Source organism: Nocardia sp. NPDC003999, assembly GCF_053604885.1.
In genome coordinates this window covers 381,791-399,032 of sequence record NZ_JBSGIB010000001.1, presented here as the reverse complement: position 1 = coordinate 399,032, position 17,242 = coordinate 381,791, and the positions used below count along the sequence as shown (strand labels likewise).

Below are 17,242 nucleotides of genomic sequence, written 5' to 3'. Positions count from 1 at the left end.
CCCGCGGCTCGGGTCAAGCCTCGAGATCGTCGGCGAATCCGATGTCCTCGTGCCACAGCGCGGGATGCTCGGCGATGAAGCGGGTCATCAGGTCGATGCAGCGCCGGTCTTCCAGGACGGTGACGGCGACGCCGTGCCCGGCGAGCCATTCGTGCCCGCCGGAGAAGGTCTGCGACTCCCCGACCACCACCGAACCGATGCCGAACTGACGGACCAGGCCGCTGCAATACCAGCACGGCGAAAGCGTGGTGACCATGATGGTGTCGCGGTAATCGCGGCGACGTCCCGCCGCGCGGAAGGCGTCGGTCTCGGCGTGCATGCTGGGGTCGCCGGACTGCACCCGGCGGTTGCGGCCACGCCCGAGCAGGGTGCCGCCCGCGTCGAAGAGGGCGGCGCCGATCGGGATCCCGCCCTCGGCGAGCCCGCGCAGCGCCTCGTCGTAGGCCACGTCGAGCAGTCGTGCCGGTGTCGGCTGCTTCATCGGTCCGCCTTTCCGAGCTGGACGACTACACCGCAACCTACCGCCGCGGACCGCCGAATCGCTTGTTACCGCTGGTCACAGTAGGTTTGCCCGGCCGCGCGGTCGTTGCGTCGTCCGTGCGGGCGTGCCGGTCGATTGCCGGTGCCCGACGGTCACGCCGTAGGCTCGAAACTTGTGCCGAACACGTCAGACGCAACGCAAGAGCAGCCCACCGGCGACCCGAACTACCTGGTCGGGCTCGATCTGCACGGACGGCGTGTCGTCGTGGTCGGCGGTGGGTCGGTGGCGCAGCGCAGGCTGGGCCTGCTGATCGCCTCCGGCGCGGACGTCCACGTCGTGAGTCGTGCCGTCACGCCCGCGGTCGAGGGAATGGCGAGCTCCGGGCAGATCACCGTCACGCTGCGCGATTACGCCGACGGCGACCTCGACGGCGCCTGGTACGCGATCGCGTGCACCGACGAACCCGAGACCAACGCGGCGGTGGTGGCCGAGGCGACCCGGCGGCGGGTCTTCTGCGTGCGGGCCGACACGGCACGGCTGGGCACGGCGGTCACCCCGGCCACCGCGCGCTACGACGGGCTCACCCTCGGTGTGCTCGCGAGCGGGCAGCACCGGCGCTCGGCGGCCGTGCGCAACGCGTTGCTGGAAGCCCTGCAATCCGGTGTCGTGAGCGACGACTCGACGCCGATCGCGCCCGGTGTCGCCCTGGTGGGCGGTGGGCCCGGTGATCCCGACCTGATCACCGTGCGCGGACGGCGGCTGCTGGCCAGGGCGGATCTGGTGGTGGCCGACCGGCTCGCGCCGCCGGAACTGCTCGCCGAGCTCGGGCCCGAGGTCGAGGTGGTCGACGCCGCCAAGATCCCGTACGGACGGGCGATGGCGCAGGAAGCGATCAACAACGCGCTGATCGAAGGCGCGAAGGCGGGCAAGTTCGTGGTGCGGCTCAAGGGCGGCGACCCGTACGTGTTCGGGCGCGGGTACGAGGAGCTGGAGGCCTGTGTGGCCGCCGGGGTCCCGGTCACGGTGGTGCCCGGCGTCACCAGTCCCATCTCGGTGCCCGCCGCGGCGGGTATCCCGGTCACCCATCGCGGCGTCACCCACGAGTTCGTGGTGGTGAGCGGGCACGTCGCGCCGGATCACCCGGATTCGCTGGTGGACTGGCCCGCACTGGCCCGGCTGCGCGGCACCCTGGTGCTGATGATGGCGGTGGAGCGGATCGAACAATTCGCCGCCGCGCTGCTGGAGGGCGGTCGTCCGGCGGGTACCCCCGCCACCGTCATCCAGGAGGGCACGCTGCGCACGCAGCGCGTGCTGCGCGCCGATCTCGGCACGGTGGCCGCCCGGGTTCGCGCCGAGGGCATCCGCCCACCCGCGATCGTGGTGATCGGCCCGACCGCCGGTTTCTCCGCCGACGCGCTCGTTCCGCACGCCGACTCCGCGGCGGGCTAGCGTCCGCGGCGGTGCGGCGATCCGATTCCACGAGATCATGGCCGCGTCGACCGCCGCCCGTCCCGGTCGCGGTGGCACCCGTGCCGGTGGCCGCCCGCCGAGTGCGCGCGTCGTCGCTCGCGGGCCGGCGCCCGATCCGCCCCGCGACGTGCCGCACAGCAGGTCGCTCAGTCGACCGAGGGCTGGCACTGGAGCGGACGAGCCGGAGACCTTTCGGCCCGCCCGGATCACCGGGCCAGCTCCCCGTCGTGTACCCGGCCGGGCCGGTGGGCGGACAAATACGGCAGCGGCATCAATTACAGTGACTCACTGTGCTTCGGAACCCCGCTGCGACGATGCAGTATCCAGTGACGCAGCGGGCCTTCGGGCTCGCGATCCTAGTCCTGAGCGGATTGCAGCTCATGGTCGTGCTAGACGGCACGGTCGTGATCTTCGCGCTGCCGCGGCTGCAAGAGGAAATGGGGTTGTCCAGCGCGGGCAGCGCGTGGACGGTGACCTCCTACGGGCTCACCTTCGCGGGTCTGATGCTGCTCGGCGGCAGGCTCGGTGACGCGTTCGGCCGCAAGCGCATGCTCGTGGTCGGTGTCGCGGTGTTCACGCTGGCCTCGCTGTTGTGCGGATTGGCGCAGAACCAGGCGATGCTGCTCGCCGCGCGGGCCTTCCAGGGCGCGGGCGCGGCCGTCGCGGCGCCGACCGCGTTCGCGCTCGTGGCGACGACCTTCGCGCCGGGCAAGGCACGCAACCAGGCGATCGCGATCGTCGGGTCGATGGTCGGCATCGGCTCCGTCGGCGGCCTCGTGGTCGGCGGCGCGCTGACCCAGTTGTCGTGGCGGTGGATCTTCCTGATCAACGTCCCGATCGGCGCGCTGATCATCCTCGGCGCGGCCTACAAGCTCGCCGACACCGAACATCACCGTTCGGCCCTCGACATCCCCGGCGCGGTGCTCGGCACCTTCGCCTGCGCGTCGATCGTGTTCGGCGCGACCGAGGGGCCGGAGATGGGGTGGGGGCACCCGGCGATCATCGGTTCGCTGATCGCGGGCGTCGTGCTGCTGATCGTCTTCGTGGCGCTGGAACGGCGGGTGGACGACCCGCTGCTGCCGTGGTCGCTGTTCGACAGCCGTGACCGCGTCGCCACCTTCCTGCTGATCTTCCTGGCCGGTGGCGTGCTGGGCGCGATGACCTTCTTCGTCGCCCAGTTCATGCAGAACGTCATCGGGTACGGGCCGCTCAAGGCGGGCGTCGCGGCGATTCCGTTCACCGTCGGCATCGGCATCGGCGGCGCGGTGGCCTCCAAGGCGGCGCTGTACATCGCGCCGCGCTGGCTGCTCGCGGGCGCGGCCGTGGTGCTCGGTGTCGGACTGCTGTTCGGCTCCACCCTCGACGGCGAGGTCATGTACTTCGCCACGCTGCTGCCGCTGCTGGTGGTGATCGGCTTCGGCGTCGGCATCGCCATGGTGCTCGCACCGCTGTGCGTGCTGGTCGGCGTGCCGCCCGCCAATATCGGCCCGCTGGCCGCGGTCGGGCAGATGTTCATGAACCTTGCCACTCCCGTGGCCATCGGCCTGCTCACCCCGATCGCCGCCTCCCGCACCCTCTCGCTCGGCGGCCGCACCGAGAAGGTGGCCGGGATGACGTCCGCGGAGATCGCCGCGCTCGGCAACGGCTACACCCTGGTGCTGTTCGTCTGCGCCTTCGCCGCGTTCGCGGCCGGGCTGGTCGCCCTGACCCTGCGCTTCACCCCGCAGCAACTGGCCATGGCCCAGCACGCCCAAGAAGAAGCCCAGCAGGCCTGAACTCAGAACCTCCCCGCTACTCGACGGGGTGTCACGCGCACGATGACGCGCGGGCCGTCGTTGACGGAGGCGGGGTTGAAGTCCACGTACTTCTGTCCGGTGTACTTCGCCGACAGCTCGTTGGGCAGCGTCTTCTCCGGATCGGGCGTGAGGGTCGCGCTGCCTCGGATCTCCGCGTAGACGTACGGGTTGTCCGGCGGATTGATCAGCACGGTGATGCGCGGGTCGCGCGCGAGGTTCTTGCCCTGCTGGCGATCTGTCGTGGTGGAGAAGAGCAGGTCGTTGCCGTCGCGCTTCAGCCAGATCACGGTCAGGTGCGGCTGCCCGTTGGGGCCGATCGTGGCCGCGATGGCGAAGACCTTCTCTTCGTCCAGGTACTTCTTCAGTTCGTCGGAGAACTCAGCGGTAGTGGTCACGCTCTGAGCGAACAGCGCCAGACGGCCCCGCATTCCCGTCGGCCGCGAAAGACGCTGTCACTCAGACGGTGTGCCGGTCCGCCGCCGCCAACGCGTGGTCCAGAATCGCCAGCCCCTCCTTCGCCTCGGTCTCGGTGAGCACGCACGGCGGCACGACGTGCAGCCGGTTGAAGTTCACCAGCGGCAGCAACCCGGCCGCCCGGCATGCCGCGACCAGTTCGGTCATCGCCGGGCTCGAGCCGCCGTACGGTGCCAGCGGCTCGCGGGTTTCCCGGTCGCGGACCAGCTCGACCGCCCAGAACACGCCCAGGCCGCGCACTTCGCCGACGCTGGGATGGCGTTGCGCGAGTTCCCGCAGGCCCGGTCCGAGCACCCGGGCGCCGATGTCGGCGGCGTTCTCCACGATCCACTCCTCGCGCATCGCGGTGATGGTGGCCACCGCCGCGGCCGTGGCCAGCGGATGCCCCGAGTAGGTGAGCCCGCCGGGGTAGGCCCGGTCGGCGAAGGTCGCGGCGATGGCCGGACCGATCGCGACCCCGCCCAGCGGCACGTATCCGGAGTTCACGCCCTTGGCGAAGGTGAGCAGGTCCGGCACGACGCCGTCGAAATGCTCGAGGGCGAACCATTTGCCGGTCCGGCCGAAGCCGCACATCACCTCATCGGCGATGAACACGATCCCGTACGCGTCGCACAGGGCCCGCACGCCGGCCAGGTATCCCGGCGGCGGGACCATGATGCCCGCGGTGCCGGGGACCGTTTCGAGCACGATCGCCGCGATCGTCTCCGGACCCTCGAACGCGATGGTCTGCTCGAGATGTGCGAGCGCGCGCTCGGCTTCCTCGGCCTCGGTGGTCGCGTGGAACTGGCTGCGGTACAAGAACGGTCCGAAGAAATGGACCACGCCGCTGCTGCCGTGGTCGTTGGGCCAGCGCCGCGGGTCGCCGGTCAGGTTGATCGCGGTCTCGGTGCCGCCGTGGTAGGAGCGATAACGCGAGAGCACCTTGTAGCGGCCGGTGTGCAGCCGCGCCATCCGCACCGCGTGCTCGACGGCGTCGGCGCCGCCGTTGGTGAAGAAGATCCGGTCGAGGTCGCCGGGAGTGCGCTCGGCGATGAGGCGCGCCGCCTCCGAACGGGCCTCGTTGACGTGCTGCGGCGCGACGGTGCACAGCTTCGCCGCCTGCTGCTGCACGGCCGCGACGACCTTCGGGTGCTGGTGGCCGATGTTGGTGTTGACCATCTGCGAGGAGAAGTCGAGCAGTCGGTTGCCCTCGCCGTCCCACACGTAGCAACCCGCCGCCGCGGTGATCGTCATGAGGTCCCGATGCGCCTGCGCCGACCAGGAGTGGAAGACGTGCCTGCGATCGAGGTCGTCGGCCCGGTCGACCGACGCCCGGGCCTTGCTTTCTGTCATCGCGTCCGCCTACCTGTTCCGGGGGAAGCCGAGGTTCAGTCCACCGTGGCTGGGATCGAGCCAGCGGGTGGTGACCGCTTTGGTGCGGGTGAAGAACCGCACGCCGTCGGCGCCGTGCGCGTGCGCGTCGCCGAACAGCGAGTTCTTCCAGCCGCCGAAGCTGTAGTAGGACATCGGAACCGGGATCGGCACGTTGATGCCGACCATCCCGACTTCGACCTCGTTGTGGAAGCGGCGCGCCGCGCCGCCGTCGTTGGTGAACAGGGCGGTGCCGTTGCCGTAGGGGTTGGCGTTGATCAGCGCCAGCGCGTCGTCGTAGCTGTCGGCGCGCACCACCGACAGCACGGGTCCGAAGATCTCGTCGGTGTAGACGCTCATGTCGGTGGTGACCCGGTCCAGAATCGTCGGACCGAGCCAGAAGCCGTCGGCCGCGCCGTCCGCTTCGACGCCCCGGCCGTCGAGAACCACGGTGGCTCCGGCGGATTCACCCGCCGCGATGTACTCGGCGACCCGGTCGCGGTGCGCCCGGGTGACCAGCGGGCCCATGTCGGCGCCCCGGGTGCCGTCGCCGGTCTTGATGGTCCCGGCCCGCTCGGCGATCTTGCCGACCAGCGCGTCGCCCGCCCCGCCCACGGCGACCACCACGCTGATCGCCATGCACCGCTCGCCCGCCGAGCCGAACCCGGCGTTCACCGCGGCGTCGGCGGCCAGTTCCAGGTCCGCGTCCGGCAGTACCACCATGTGGTTCTTCGCGCCGCCGAGCGCCTGCACCCGCTTGCCCGCGGCGGTGCCGCGCTGGTAGACGTACCGGGCGATCGGCGTCGAGCCGACGAACGAGACGGCCTTGACGCCCGGGTTGTCCAGCAGTTCGTCGACCGCCACCTTGTCGCCTTGCAGCACGGTGAACACCCCCGCGGGCAGTTCGGCTTCGGCCCACAGCCGCGCCAGCCACAGCGACGGGGACGGGTCCTTCTCGCTCGGTTTGAGCACCACCGTGTTGCCCGCTGCGATGGCGATCGGGAAGAACCACATCGGCACCATCGCGGGAAAGTTGAACGGCGAAATGATCGCGACCGGTCCGAGCGGCTGGCGGATGGAGAAGATGTCGACCTTGGTCGAGGCGTTCTCGGTGTAGCCGCCCTGGAGTAGATGCGGTATGCCGCAGGCGAATTCGACGACTTCCAGGCCGCGGCTCACCTCGCCGACGGCATCGGCGACGACCTTGCCGTGTTCGGCGGTGATCAGCCGGGCCAGCTCCTCCTTGCGTTCGTTCAGCAGCTCACGGAACCGGAACAGGATCTGGGTGCGCCGGGCCAGCGAGGTGTCCCGCCAAGCCGGGAAGGCCTTCGCGGCGGAATCGATGGCCGCGCGGGTATCGGCGACGGTCGCCAGCGCGACCTGTCCCGTCACTTCGCCGGTCGCCGGGTTGGTCACCGGGGCCGTCGTCTCGCTGGTGCCCGCGAAAGCCTTGCCGTCGAGCCAGTGCGCGATGGTTTGCATGTCTCCTCGATTCGATCGGTGAGCATCGGCGGTGCCGTGGTTCCCGCCTGGACCGGACGGTGGCGAGAACGCGGCCTGACTACCACTGTCCGGCATACACCCTTCTCGGTGTGCCGACGATCAGTAAGGAATTCGGGAGCGAGTATTACGATTCGTCAATGCTTCTCTCTGTCGCCGATGTGCTGGCGATGCCGGTGCTGCGTGCCGGTGAACCGGAGGTCGTCGGCGGGGGATCGCTGGCGCGGCCGGTGCGCTGGGTGCACGTGAGCGAGGTGGCCGACGTGGCGCATCTGCTGGTCGGCGGCGAGCTGATCTTGACCACCGGGCAGCCCATGAGCCACGGCGATGCGGCGACGACGCGGTATCTGACCGCGCTGGCCGGTGCGGGCGTGTCGGGACTGGTGGTCGAACTGGGCGACCACGTGCCCGAGGTGTCGCCCGCTGTCGGGGCGACGGCCGACGCGCTGGGGCTTCCTTTGATCGCGCTGCACCGGGTGACCCGATTCGTGGAGATCACCGAGGCGGTGCACCGGGTGATCGTCGCCGAGCAGTACGCGGAAGTGGAGTTCGCGCGCACCGTGCACGAGACGTTCACGGAGCTGAGTGTGCGTCGCGCCGCGCTGGCCGAGATCGTGCAGACCGCGGCGGCGATGCTCGACGCCTCGGTGGTGCTGGAGGACCTGGCGCACCGGGTGCTCGCCCTGTCCGCGCGCCACGCGTCCGCCTCGGCGGTGCTGGAGAACTGGGAGGCCACCTCCCGCCTGCTGCCGGACGACTGGAACGCGGTGGCCGTCGGCCCGCACCCGCAGCGCTGGGGACGGTTGATCCTGCGCGCCGACGGCGTGCCGACCGCACGGGCGCGCATGGTGCTCGAACGCGCCGCCCAGACGCTGACGTTGCACCGCATGATCGAGCGGGATCGCTTCGGCCTGCACCGCCAGGCGCAGACCGGACTGATCGACGACCTGGTCAACGGCAGACTGGACGAGCGCGACGCCCTCGCGCGCGCCGCCGCGCTCGGGTTGGCTCGCCGTGCCGTCTACGTGCCGCTGGCCGTCGAGGTCGCCGCGGCGGCCGAGTCCGATCCGCTGGCGGGTCAGCGCCGCACGGCGGGCATCGTGGACGCGGTGACGCACGGGCTGGGGCTGGCCAAGGTGACCGCGCTGGTCGCCCCCGAGCCGGGCGACCGGGTGTCGTTGATCGTCGCGCTGCCCCGGGCCGGTGATCCGGACGAGGCATTGGCCGCCGCGTGCGCCGCGATGCTCGGCGAGGTCCGGCGCGTCGACGGCGTGCGCGGAGTGGTGATCGGCGCGGGCGCGGTATCCGACACACTGCTGGACACCGCCCACGGCCTCCCGCACGCCGCGCACGTCGCGGACGTCGCGCTCTCGCTGCGAACTTCGGCGTCTCGGCCGTTCTATCGCAGCGGCGACGTGCGGCTGCGCGGACTGCTGTCGCTGATCCGGGCGGAGCCGGGCGTGCAGCGCTTCGCCGAGACCGAGCTGAGCGCGCTGCTGCGCTACGACATCCGCCACGACGCGGATCTGACCCGCACGCTGCGGCAGTTCCTCGATCTCGCGGGCAACAAGACCGAACTCGCCCGCAGGCTCGGAATCAGCCGCCCCACCCTCTACGAACGGCTCGCCCGCATCGCGCGCATCCTCGAAGTCGATCTCGACGACGGCGAGTCCCGCACCTCCCTGCACACCGCGCTGTTGATCCGTGATCTCACGGCGGGTCCGGGTCAGGGGTGATCCCGGTCGCCACGCCGTTGTCGCGCGACCGCGGTTCGCGTGAGACTGGGCCCGAGCCAACCTCGCGGCCGAACCCGCCGCGCTCACCACGGAACAGCCGGACGCGCTCAGGTGATTATCAGAAGTTCGGTGGCAGAGGCGATCTCGGCTCGCAACCCCGCTTTGGCCGCCACCCGTGCGACGCCCCGCACGTCGGCTGGTTCGGCCCTGGTGAGCACGAGGGCACGCGCCAGCAGACCCTTGTGGTGTTTGTTGAAATGACTCACCACCGTGCGCGACCCATCCGGATGCTCCGTGAGGACGTTGGCGGTGATCGCGCCGGGCACCCGCCCCAACTGCTGATAGGTGCCCGAGCGCAGGTCGACGACGAGTTCGCCCGCCGCCTCGGCGTGCAGCGCCGCCGCGAGTTCGTCGCGCCAGACGGCCGAAAGAGTAGGCAGCCCGGGTAGTTTCGAGCCGCCGGACAGACGGTACGCGGGAATCGGGTCACCGGCGCGGACCGCGCCGAACAACGCGGAGCCGATACCGAGCCGGGCATCCGCCTTGGCCCGCTGCGCCTTGGTGAACGAGCGCGCGTCGAGCGCGTCGTAGAGCACGCCGGTGTAGCGCTCCAGCGCGGGCCGCGTCGGCGAGGTGCGCAGCGCGGCGTTGCGGGCGATCTCGCCGTCGGCCCCCTTGCCGAGGCCGAGCGCGTGCCGGGAGCGTTCCGGGTCGGCCGCCAGGCGCACCACTTCCTCGATCAGCCGGGCGCGCACCGCCGTGAGCTGCGGCATCGCCAGCGAATCCAGGGTGAGCGGCGCCCCGGCGCCGCCGTCGGACTTGGTTTCGGAGGGAGGCAGCAGGACCAGCACGAACGAATACGGTAATGCGCTGGGACCTGCGTCCGGCCAGCGACTACCCTGTGCTTCCGTGATCACCCGCCTCTCCCGCCTGTTCCTGCGCACTCTCCGCGACGATCCCGCCGACGCGGAGGTGCCCAGCCACAAACTCTTGGTCCGTGCCGGCTACGTGCGCCGCGTCGCCCCGGGTGTCTACTCGTGGCTGCCGCTGGGCCTGCGTGTGCTGCGCAAGGTCGAGGACGTGGTGCGCGCGGAGATGGACGCGATCGGGGGGCAGGAGATCTCGCTACCCGCGCTGCTGCCACGCGAACCGTACGAGACCACCAACCGGTGGACCGAATACGGCGACGGCCTGTTCCGGCTGCGCGACCGCAAGGGCGCGGACTACCTGCTCGGGCCCACCCACGAGGAGCTCTTCGCGCTCACCGTGAAGGGCGAGTACAGCTCCTACAAGGACCTGCCGGTCACGCTGTACCAGATCCAGACCAAGTATCGCGACGAGGAGCGCCCGCGGGCGGGCATCCTGCGCGGGCGCGAGTTCGTGATGAAGGACTCCTACTCCTTCGATCTGGACGAGGACGGCCTCAAGGCCAGCTATCACGCGCACCGCCAGGCCTACCAGCGCATCTTCGACCGGCTGCGGGTCAAGTACGTCATCGTGGCCGCCACCTCGGGCGCGATGGGCGGCAGCGCGTCGGAGGAGTTCCTGGCCGACAGCCCGGTCGGCGAGGACACCTACGTGCGCTGCCCGGAATCCGGCTACGCGGCCAACGTGGAGGCGGTGGTCACGCCCGCTCCCGAACCGCTGCCCATCGAAGGACAGCCCGAGGCGGTCGTGCACGACACCCCGGACACTCCCACCATCGCGACGCTGGTGGACTGGGCCAACGGCGCGGGCATCGCCGAGCGCTACGGTCGCCCCGTCACCGCGGCCGACACCTTGAAGAACGTGATGGTCAAATTGCGCCACCCGGACGGGAAGACCGAGATCGTCGGCATCGGCGTCCCCGGTGACCGCGAGGTCGACGACAAGCGCCTCGGCGCCTCGGTCGAACCGGCTGAGGTCGAGCTGCTCACCGAAGCGGACTTCGCCGAGAATCCGTTCCTGGTCAAGGGCTACATCGGCCCGAAGGCGTTGCAGGCCAACGGCATTCGTTACCTGGTCGATCCCCGCGTCGGCACCGGCACCAGCTGGATCACCGGCGCCGACGAGCCGGGCAGGCACGTCGTCGGCCTGGTCGCGGGCCGCGACTTCGTCCCGGATGGCACCATCGAGGCCGCCGAGGTCCGTGACGGCGACCCCTCGCCCGACGGGCGCGGCACCCTGGTGGCGGCCCGCGGCATCGAGATCGGCCACATCTTCCAGCTCGGCAACAAGTACACCGACGCGTTCGAGGTGGACGTGCTCGGTGAGAACGGCAAGCCCGTGCGGCTGACCATGGGGTCCTACGGCATCGGCGTCTCCCGCATGGTCGCGGTGATCGCCGAGCAGCAGCACGACGACAAGGGGCTGCGCTGGCCCGCGGCGGTCGCGCCCTACGACGTGCACGTCGTCATCGCGAACAAGGACGACGCGGCCCGCGCGGGCGCCGAAGAGGTGGTGTCCGGCCTGCACGCGCAGGGCTTGGACGTGCTCTTCGACGATCGCACCGCCTCGCCGGGCGTGAAGTTCAAGGACGCCGAGCTGCTCGGCATGCCGCTGGTGCTGGTGATCGGCCGCGGCTGGGCCGAGGGCAAGGTCGAACTGCGCGACCGCTTCACCGGCGAGACCGAGGAACTGCCCGCCGCCTCCGCGGTGGACGCGGTGGTGGCCAGAGTTCGCGGCTGACTCGTTTCCCCGAACGGCCCCCGGCAGAAAATGCCGGGGGCCGTTCGCTATCGGCACGAAGGCCGCAGGAGAATGCGCACGCGGGAACGGGGACGGTGTCCACCTACGCGACCGTAACCTGAATTCGCTGGTCACAGATCCGCAGACCTCGTCCACGCTGCTGTTACCCGCTGGTAAGTTAACCCGCATGACAAACACCGACGTGCGGTTGTTCAACCCCGCCACCTATGATCCGCAGCAGTTCGACGCCGAGACGCGGCGCCTGCTGCGCGCCACGATCGAGTGGTTCGAGGGGCGGGGCAAGCAGCGTCTGCTCGCCGACGACGCGAATGCGGTGTGGACCGCGGACTTCCTCGACTTCGTGAAGAAGGAGAAGTTGTTCGCCACCTTCCTGACCCCCGCGGCGTACGCCGACGGTGACCCGGACCGCCGCTGGGACGCCGCGCGCAACGCGGCGCTGTCGGAGATCTTCGGCTTCTACGGTCTGGCGTACTGGTACGCCGAGCAGGTGACCATCCTCGGTCTCGGCCCGATCTGGCAGAGCGACAACGAGGCGGCCAAGAAGCGCGCGGCCGCCGACCTGGCCGCGGGCGAGGTGATGGCCTTCGGTCTGTCCGAGCAGACCCACGGCGCCGACATCTACAACACCGACCTGGTGCTGACCCCGACCGAGCCGGGAAGCGCGGACGCCGAAGCCGGAATCCTCTTCCGCGCCAACGGCGAGAAGTACTACATCGGCAACGGCAATGTGGCCAGCATGGTGTCGGTGTTCTCCCGCCGCGCCGACCTCGAAGGCGCCGACGCGTACGTCTGGTTCGCCGCCGACTCCCGGCACGAGAACTATCGCCTGCTCGGCAACGTCGTGCACCAGCAGATGTACGTGAGCACCTTCCGGCTGGAGAACTACCCGGTGCGCGCGGAGGACATCCTGCACACCGGCCCCGAGGCGTTCTCCGCGGCGCTGAACACCGTGAACGTGGGCAAGTTCAATCTGTGCCACGGCGGGATCGGCATGGTCGAGCACTCCTTCTACGAGGCGATCACCCATGCGAACAACCGCGTCCTCTACGGCAACCCGGTCACCGAATTCCCGCACGTGCGGGCGAATTTCGTCGACGCCTACGCGCGCATCATCGCGATGAAGCTGTTCAGCGACCGCGCGATCGACTACTTCCGCGGCGCGAGCCTGGAGGATCGCAGGTACCTGCTGTTCAACCCGATGACGAAGTCCAAGGTGACCTCCGAGGGCGAAACCGTCATGACGCTGCTGCTGGATGTGCTGGCCGCCAAGGGATTCGAGAAGAACACCTACTTCGCCGAGGTGCAACGGCTGATCAGCACGCTGCCCCGGCTCGAGGGCACGGTGCACGTGAACGTCGGGCAGATCCTGAAGTTCATGCCCAACTATCTGTTCGACCCGCAGGACTACCCGGAGATCGGCACCCGGCAGGACGCGGCCGACGACGCGTTCTTCTGGCGCCAGGGCCCGGCGCGGGGCGCGGGCAAGGTGCGCTTCGCCGACTGGGCGCCGATCTACGACAAGCACGCCGACATCCCGAATGTGAGCCGGTTCTACGAGCAGGCGCAGGCGCTGCGCACGCTGCTGACCACGGCGGCACCGGACGCCGCGCAGCAGAAGGACCTGGACTTCATGCTGACCATCGGCCACCTGTTCTCCCTGGTGGTCTACGGCCAGCTGATTCTGGAGCAGGCCGCGATCACCGGCTTGGACCGCGACCTGATCGACCAGATCTTCGACTTCCAGGTCCGCGACTTCAACGGCTACGCCACCGCGCTGTACGGCAAGCCGTCGGCCACGCCGGACCAGCAGGGCTGGGCGGCATCCGCGTTGCGGCCGCCGGTCGCCGATCGCCCGCGCTTCGACCGGGTGTGGGCCGAGGTCGCGTCCTACGACGGCGCGTACGAGATGCGGCCGTAGGTCGGTTGTCGAGCGAACGGCGGCCCGGGTCGCCCGCGGCCGCCGTTCGCGTCGTCTCCTTTGCGGCGCATCAGATCTCTGGCAGTCGATCAGGTCGACGGGTCAGGCTTTGCCAGGAAACGCGACCGTGGGCGGATTCGCGCCGAGAATCGACTGCCACGCGGCCAGCCGGACGGCGGCCTCGGTGAGCGCTTCGACACCGGTGCGCCGGATGGCCATGGAGTCACCGCGCTCGACCACCGACCGCCAGGCCACGGCGGTGTCGGACTCGACCGTCACGGCCAGCTTGGCGGCCGAGATCGGATCGGTCACGGCGAACGGCACCGTGTAGGCCGCGTCCGGCGGCGGCGCCGTCGCGCCGCCCAGAGCGAGGGCGTCCACCGTGGTGTCGCGCCGAGCCCGGTGCGCGGCGGTGTGCTCGGCGACCAGCCTGGTGCGCTCGGAGGAGGCGTAGGCGGCGATCACCCCGTAGGCGTACACCGCGCCGTATTCGGCGTTCAGCGCGCCGATGAGCGCTCGGCGTTCGTCCTCGGTCATGCCAGCAACACCCCCGTCTGCACCGCGCAGGCCGCGCTGATCGAAGCGAGCAGACCGGCCCGATAGCCGGTCAGGGCGCGGGCGAGTTCGGCCGCCGATCTCTGGGAGGCGGTGAGCTGCGTGCGCAGCGTCTCGACGCTCGGCGGCGCGGTGGGCGGCACGGCGCTGCCCGAAGCCACGGCCGACGGGCCGGACGCACCGGCGCGGGTGCGGTGCGCCGGTTTGGTGCCGTCGGCGTAGACGCCGATCGCGCGGTCGATCTCGGTGCGCAAGGCGTCGGCGTGGGCGGTGCGCTCGGCCGCGATCGCCGCCAACGCGGCGTGCCGGTCGGGCGCGACGGCGATGGCCGCGGTCGCCGCCGCGGCGTCGGAGCGGGCCGCGACCTCTTGTGCGGCAAGCGGATCCGGCTCGTGGACCACGTCGTCACCGGTGCAGCCGACCAGCGCGCCGAGGGCGAGCACCCCGGCCGTTCCGCCGCCGGCGAGACGTAGCGCGCTGCGACGATCCAGGGCGGCGCGGCGGGGCTCGTGCCGGTCGGAGGGCATGCCGGTAGTGCGCCCGGCACGCGGCGGGGCGGGAAGGCGGATGGGCACGGCACTATCGTGCCAGACTCGCGGGGCGTCGCCGGACGAGCATCGGCCGTGGCGTGCGGACTCCGAGACCGCTGGTCCTTTACACTCTCGTGGCGCGTTACGCTAGACCTTCGGTAGAGAAATTTCCCGCCGCGTCACAACTGAACCAGGAGCCGCCCACATGCCGATGCCGACCGAGGAAAGGGTGAGCCAGCTAGTAGCTGGTCTCGTCGAACGCCGAGGATTCGATCTCGAGGGCGTCGAGATCTCGACGGCGGGCACGCGCGTGGACGCGCAGGCTCGGGTACAGGTGACCGTGGACCGCGACACCTCCGATCTGGACTCCCTGGCGACTCTGAGTACGGAGCTGTCGGCGCTGCTGGACGACGCGGGGGAGTTCGGCGAGACGCCCTACCTGCTGGAAGTCACGACCCCCGGGATCGACCGCCCGTTGACCGCCGACCGGCACTGGCGCCGGGCGCGCGGGCGGAAGGTGCGCGTGCGACTACGCGAAGGCGCACAGCCGCCGGAGGGGTCGGCGACCTTCGAGGCCAGGGTCGGCGCGCTCACCGGTGATTCGGTGGCGCTGGTGCTCGGCGGCAAACGCGACCCGCACCGGGTGACGGTCCCGCTCGCCGACATCGCCACGGCCGTCGTCCAAGTCGAGTTCTCCCCGCCGAGTGCTCGAGAGCTGGAACTCACGGGCGGAGTCGTTCCGGGGCGGCCCGCTCCGGGTGCGGACGACGCGGTGGCGGTCGAGGACGCCGCGCAGCTCCGAGGAACACCGAATGCACTGTCCGAATCCGTAACAGCGTCCGATTCGCCGACCGAAGGGATCGTGGAATGAACATCGAAATCGAAGCCCTGCGCGCGATCGTCGCCGACAAGGGGATCTCGATCGAGACCGTGATCTCCGCGATCGAGTCGGCGCTGCTCACCGCGTACCGCCACACCGAGGGCCACCAGCCCAACGCGCGCATCGACATCAACCAGAGGACCGGCGTGGTCCGGGTGATGGCGCGCGAGGTGGACGCCGACGGCAACGTGATCTCCGAATGGGACGACACCCCGGAGGGGTTCGGCCGGATCGCGGCGACCACCGCCAGGCAGGTCGTACTGCAGCGGCTGCGCGACGCGGAGAACGAGAAGTCCTTCGGCGAGTTCTCCACCCACGAGGGCGACATCGTCGGCGGTGTGGTGCAGCGCGACGCGCGCGCCAACGCCCGCGGCACCATCGTGGTGCGCATCGGCAGCGAACTGCACGGCGCGGAGGGCTTGATCCCGCCCGCCGAGCAGGTGCCCGGCGAGAGCTACGAGCACGGCGACCGGATCAAGTGCTACGTCGTCGGGGTCTCCCGTGGGCCGCGTGGACCGCAGATCACGCTGTCGCGCACCCACCCGAATCTGGTGCGGCGCCTGTTCGCGCTGGAGGTGCCGGAGATCGCCGACGGCTCGGTGGAGATCGTCGCCGTGGCGCGCGAGGCGGGGCACCGATCCAAGATCGCCGTGCGCACCACGGTGCCCGGCGTCAACGCCAAGGGCGCCTGTATCGGGCCCATGGGACAGCGCGTGCGCAACGTGATGAGCGAACTGGCCGGCGAGAAGATCGACATCATCGACTACGCCGACGATCCGGCGACCTTCGTCGGCAATGCGCTCTCTCCGTCGAAAGTGGTTTCGGTCACTATCGTCGACCCGGAGGCAAGGGCGGCCCGCGTAGTGGTCCCCGATTTCCAGCTTTCCCTGGCGATCGGCAAGGAGGGGCAGAACGCCCGCCTGGCCGCGCGGCTGACCGGCTGGCGCATCGATATCCGCAGCGACGCCGCGCCCGACATGGGCGGATCCGTTCGGACGGAGGCGCATCGCAGTTGACCGGAGCCCGCCCGCGGAGTGCTCGGGATGACAGGTTCGTAACTTCCGCGGGGGAGGGGTTCGGCGTTCCGAGCGTGGCAGCGGTAGAGTGGTCCAAGGTTCAGTCCGAGTCTTCGGTTTCCATGCCCGACCGCACCACCGAGCAGCACCAGGCGCCCCGGCGCCGAGCGGCTCCGGTACGGACGTGTATCGGGTGCCGGAAGCGCGAGCTGGCCGTCGATCTGTTGCGGATCGTGGCTCGGGACCGTGAGACCGGAGACGGCTCCCACGTCATCGAGATCGTTCCCGATCCGCGGCGCAGACTTCCCGGACGGGGTGCCTGGCTGCACCCCCTTTCGGCTTGTCTGCGCGCGGCAGAGCGGCGCCGAGCGATCGGCAGAGCACTACGAGTGTCCGGACATCTGGATATCTCAGCCCTGGAGCATTACCTCGAGAACAGGCACGAGCACTCATGAGCACACCGTGAAGTACCAACGATGAACGTCCATCGGAGATAACCCGAGGTCGTGCGGGCCGCCGTCCCCAACGGTGGCGCTGCTCGGCCTCTCAGTGAGGAGAGCAGTGGCAGGCAAGGCCCGCGTGCACGAGTTGGCAAAAGAACTCGGTGTCACGAGCAAGGAACTACTCGCAACGCTCAAGGAGCAGGGCGAGTTCGTGAAGTCGGCGTCCTCGACGGTGGAAGCTCCCGTCGCCCGCCGGCTGCGTGAGTCGTTCGCGGCGAAATCCGCCCCGTCCAACGGCAACAAGCCGGGTGCACGCCCCGGACCGTCCGGTCGTCCGGCCCCCAAGCCCGCGGGCGGAGGCCCGCGTCCAGGTCCCCGTCCGTCGGCGCCCACTCCGGCGCCCAC

At 70.3% G+C, this 17,242-nt stretch carries 15 protein-coding genes and 1 pseudogene; 9 read left to right on the top strand and 7 right to left on the bottom strand.

Going from position 1 to position 17,242, the window contains the following annotated elements; translation table 11 throughout:
- Positions 1-13 precede the first annotated feature (13 nt).
- Complete coding sequence (locus ACWESM_RS01960) at positions 14-457, bottom strand: nucleoside deaminase (RefSeq protein ID WP_355070998.1); 444 nt, start codon at positions 455-457, stop codon at positions 14-16.
- A gap of 198 nt (positions 458-655) precedes the next feature.
- Between ACWESM_RS01960 and cobA the strand changes: the two genes are divergently transcribed.
- Positions 656-1,930: a uroporphyrinogen-III C-methyltransferase gene (gene cobA, locus ACWESM_RS01955; protein ID WP_355070063.1), complete on the top strand. Its 1,275-nt coding sequence runs from the start codon at positions 656-658 to the stop codon at positions 1,928-1,930.
- Positions 1,931-2,265: 335 nt separating this feature from the next.
- Positions 2,266-3,726: an MFS transporter gene (locus ACWESM_RS01950; protein WP_355070065.1), complete on the top strand. Its 1,461-nt coding sequence runs from the start codon at positions 2,266-2,268 to the stop codon at positions 3,724-3,726.
- A gap of 2 nt (positions 3,727-3,728) precedes the next feature.
- Here the strand turns inward: ACWESM_RS01950 and ACWESM_RS01945 are convergent, their stop codons facing one another.
- The 3 genes from ACWESM_RS01945 to ACWESM_RS01935 all read right to left on the bottom strand — a co-directional run bounded on the left by ACWESM_RS01945 (position 3,729) and on the right by ACWESM_RS01935 (position 7,053).
- Positions 3,729-4,142 (bottom strand): PPOX class F420-dependent oxidoreductase, encoded by a 414-nt coding sequence (locus tag ACWESM_RS01945; protein WP_452490723.1) that lies wholly within the window; start codon positions 4,140-4,142, stop codon positions 3,729-3,731.
- Positions 4,143-4,203: 61 nt separating this feature from the next.
- Positions 4,204-5,553, bottom strand: coding sequence for an aspartate aminotransferase family protein (locus tag ACWESM_RS01940; RefSeq protein ID WP_364427004.1), 1,350 nt, complete (start codon positions 5,551-5,553; stop codon positions 4,204-4,206).
- 9 nt (positions 5,554-5,562) lie between these two features.
- On the bottom strand, positions 5,563-7,053 hold the full coding sequence (locus ACWESM_RS01935) for a CoA-acylating methylmalonate-semialdehyde dehydrogenase (RefSeq protein WP_452490721.1): 1,491 nt from the start codon (positions 7,051-7,053) through the stop codon (positions 5,563-5,565).
- 158 nt (positions 7,054-7,211) lie between these two features.
- Here ACWESM_RS01935 and ACWESM_RS01930 point away from each other — a divergent pair, with 158 nt between their 5' ends.
- A complete protein-coding gene (locus ACWESM_RS01930; RefSeq protein ID WP_364426997.1) occupies positions 7,212-8,807 on the top strand; it encodes a PucR family transcriptional regulator in 1,596 nt (531 codons plus the stop codon).
- A gap of 107 nt (positions 8,808-8,914) precedes the next feature.
- Here the strand turns inward: ACWESM_RS01930 and yaaA are convergent, their stop codons facing one another.
- Complete coding sequence (gene yaaA, locus ACWESM_RS01925; RefSeq protein ID WP_356961402.1) at positions 8,915-9,658, bottom strand: peroxide stress protein YaaA; 744 nt, start codon at positions 9,656-9,658, stop codon at positions 8,915-8,917.
- 58 nt (positions 9,659-9,716) lie between these two features.
- Here yaaA and ACWESM_RS01920 point away from each other — a divergent pair, with 58 nt between their 5' ends.
- Both ACWESM_RS01920 and ACWESM_RS01915 read left to right on the top strand, forming a co-directional pair.
- Positions 9,717-11,474, top strand: a complete 1,758-nt coding sequence (locus ACWESM_RS01920) for a proline--tRNA ligase (protein WP_355070077.1) — start codon at positions 9,717-9,719, stop codon at positions 11,472-11,474.
- A 187-nt stretch (positions 11,475-11,661) separates the two neighbouring features.
- Positions 11,662-13,413, top strand: coding sequence for an acyl-CoA dehydrogenase family protein (locus tag ACWESM_RS01915; RefSeq protein ID WP_355070079.1), 1,752 nt, complete (start codon positions 11,662-11,664; stop codon positions 13,411-13,413).
- A 102-nt stretch (positions 13,414-13,515) separates the two neighbouring features.
- Here the strand turns inward: ACWESM_RS01915 and ACWESM_RS01910 are convergent, their stop codons facing one another.
- Together ACWESM_RS01910 and ACWESM_RS01905 are read right to left on the bottom strand one after the other, a co-directional pair.
- Entirely contained in the window at positions 13,516-13,950 is a 435-nt protein-coding gene (locus tag ACWESM_RS01910) for a ferritin-like domain-containing protein (RefSeq protein WP_355070081.1), read from the bottom strand.
- Entirely contained in the window at positions 13,947-14,543 is a 597-nt protein-coding gene (locus ACWESM_RS01905) for a hypothetical protein (RefSeq protein WP_364426987.1), read from the bottom strand. Before ACWESM_RS01905 ends, ACWESM_RS01910 begins: the two co-directional genes overlap by 4 nt.
- A gap of 160 nt (positions 14,544-14,703) precedes the next feature.
- Here ACWESM_RS01905 and rimP point away from each other — a divergent pair, with 160 nt between their 5' ends.
- The 4 genes and pseudogenes from rimP to ACWESM_RS01885 all read left to right on the top strand — a co-directional run.
- On the top strand, positions 14,704-15,369 hold the full coding sequence (gene rimP, locus ACWESM_RS01900) for a ribosome maturation factor RimP (protein WP_355070085.1): 666 nt from the start codon (positions 14,704-14,706) through the stop codon (positions 15,367-15,369).
- Positions 15,366-16,394 carry a transcription termination factor NusA gene (gene nusA, locus ACWESM_RS01895; RefSeq protein ID WP_452490717.1) on the top strand — a complete coding sequence of 343 codons (1,029 nt, stop codon included), beginning with the start codon at positions 15,366-15,368 and terminating at the stop codon, positions 16,392-16,394. The genes rimP and nusA overlap by 4 nt, the downstream gene beginning before the upstream one ends.
- 122 nt (positions 16,395-16,516) lie before the next feature.
- Entirely contained in the window at positions 16,517-16,849 is a 333-nt protein-coding gene (locus ACWESM_RS01890; protein WP_355070089.1) for a YlxR family protein, read from the top strand.
- Positions 16,850-16,922: 73 nt separating this feature from the next.
- Positions 16,923-17,051, top strand: a pseudogene (locus tag ACWESM_RS01885) (translation initiation factor IF-2 N-terminal domain-containing protein); the annotation flags it as partial.
- Positions 17,052-17,242 lie beyond the last annotated feature (191 nt).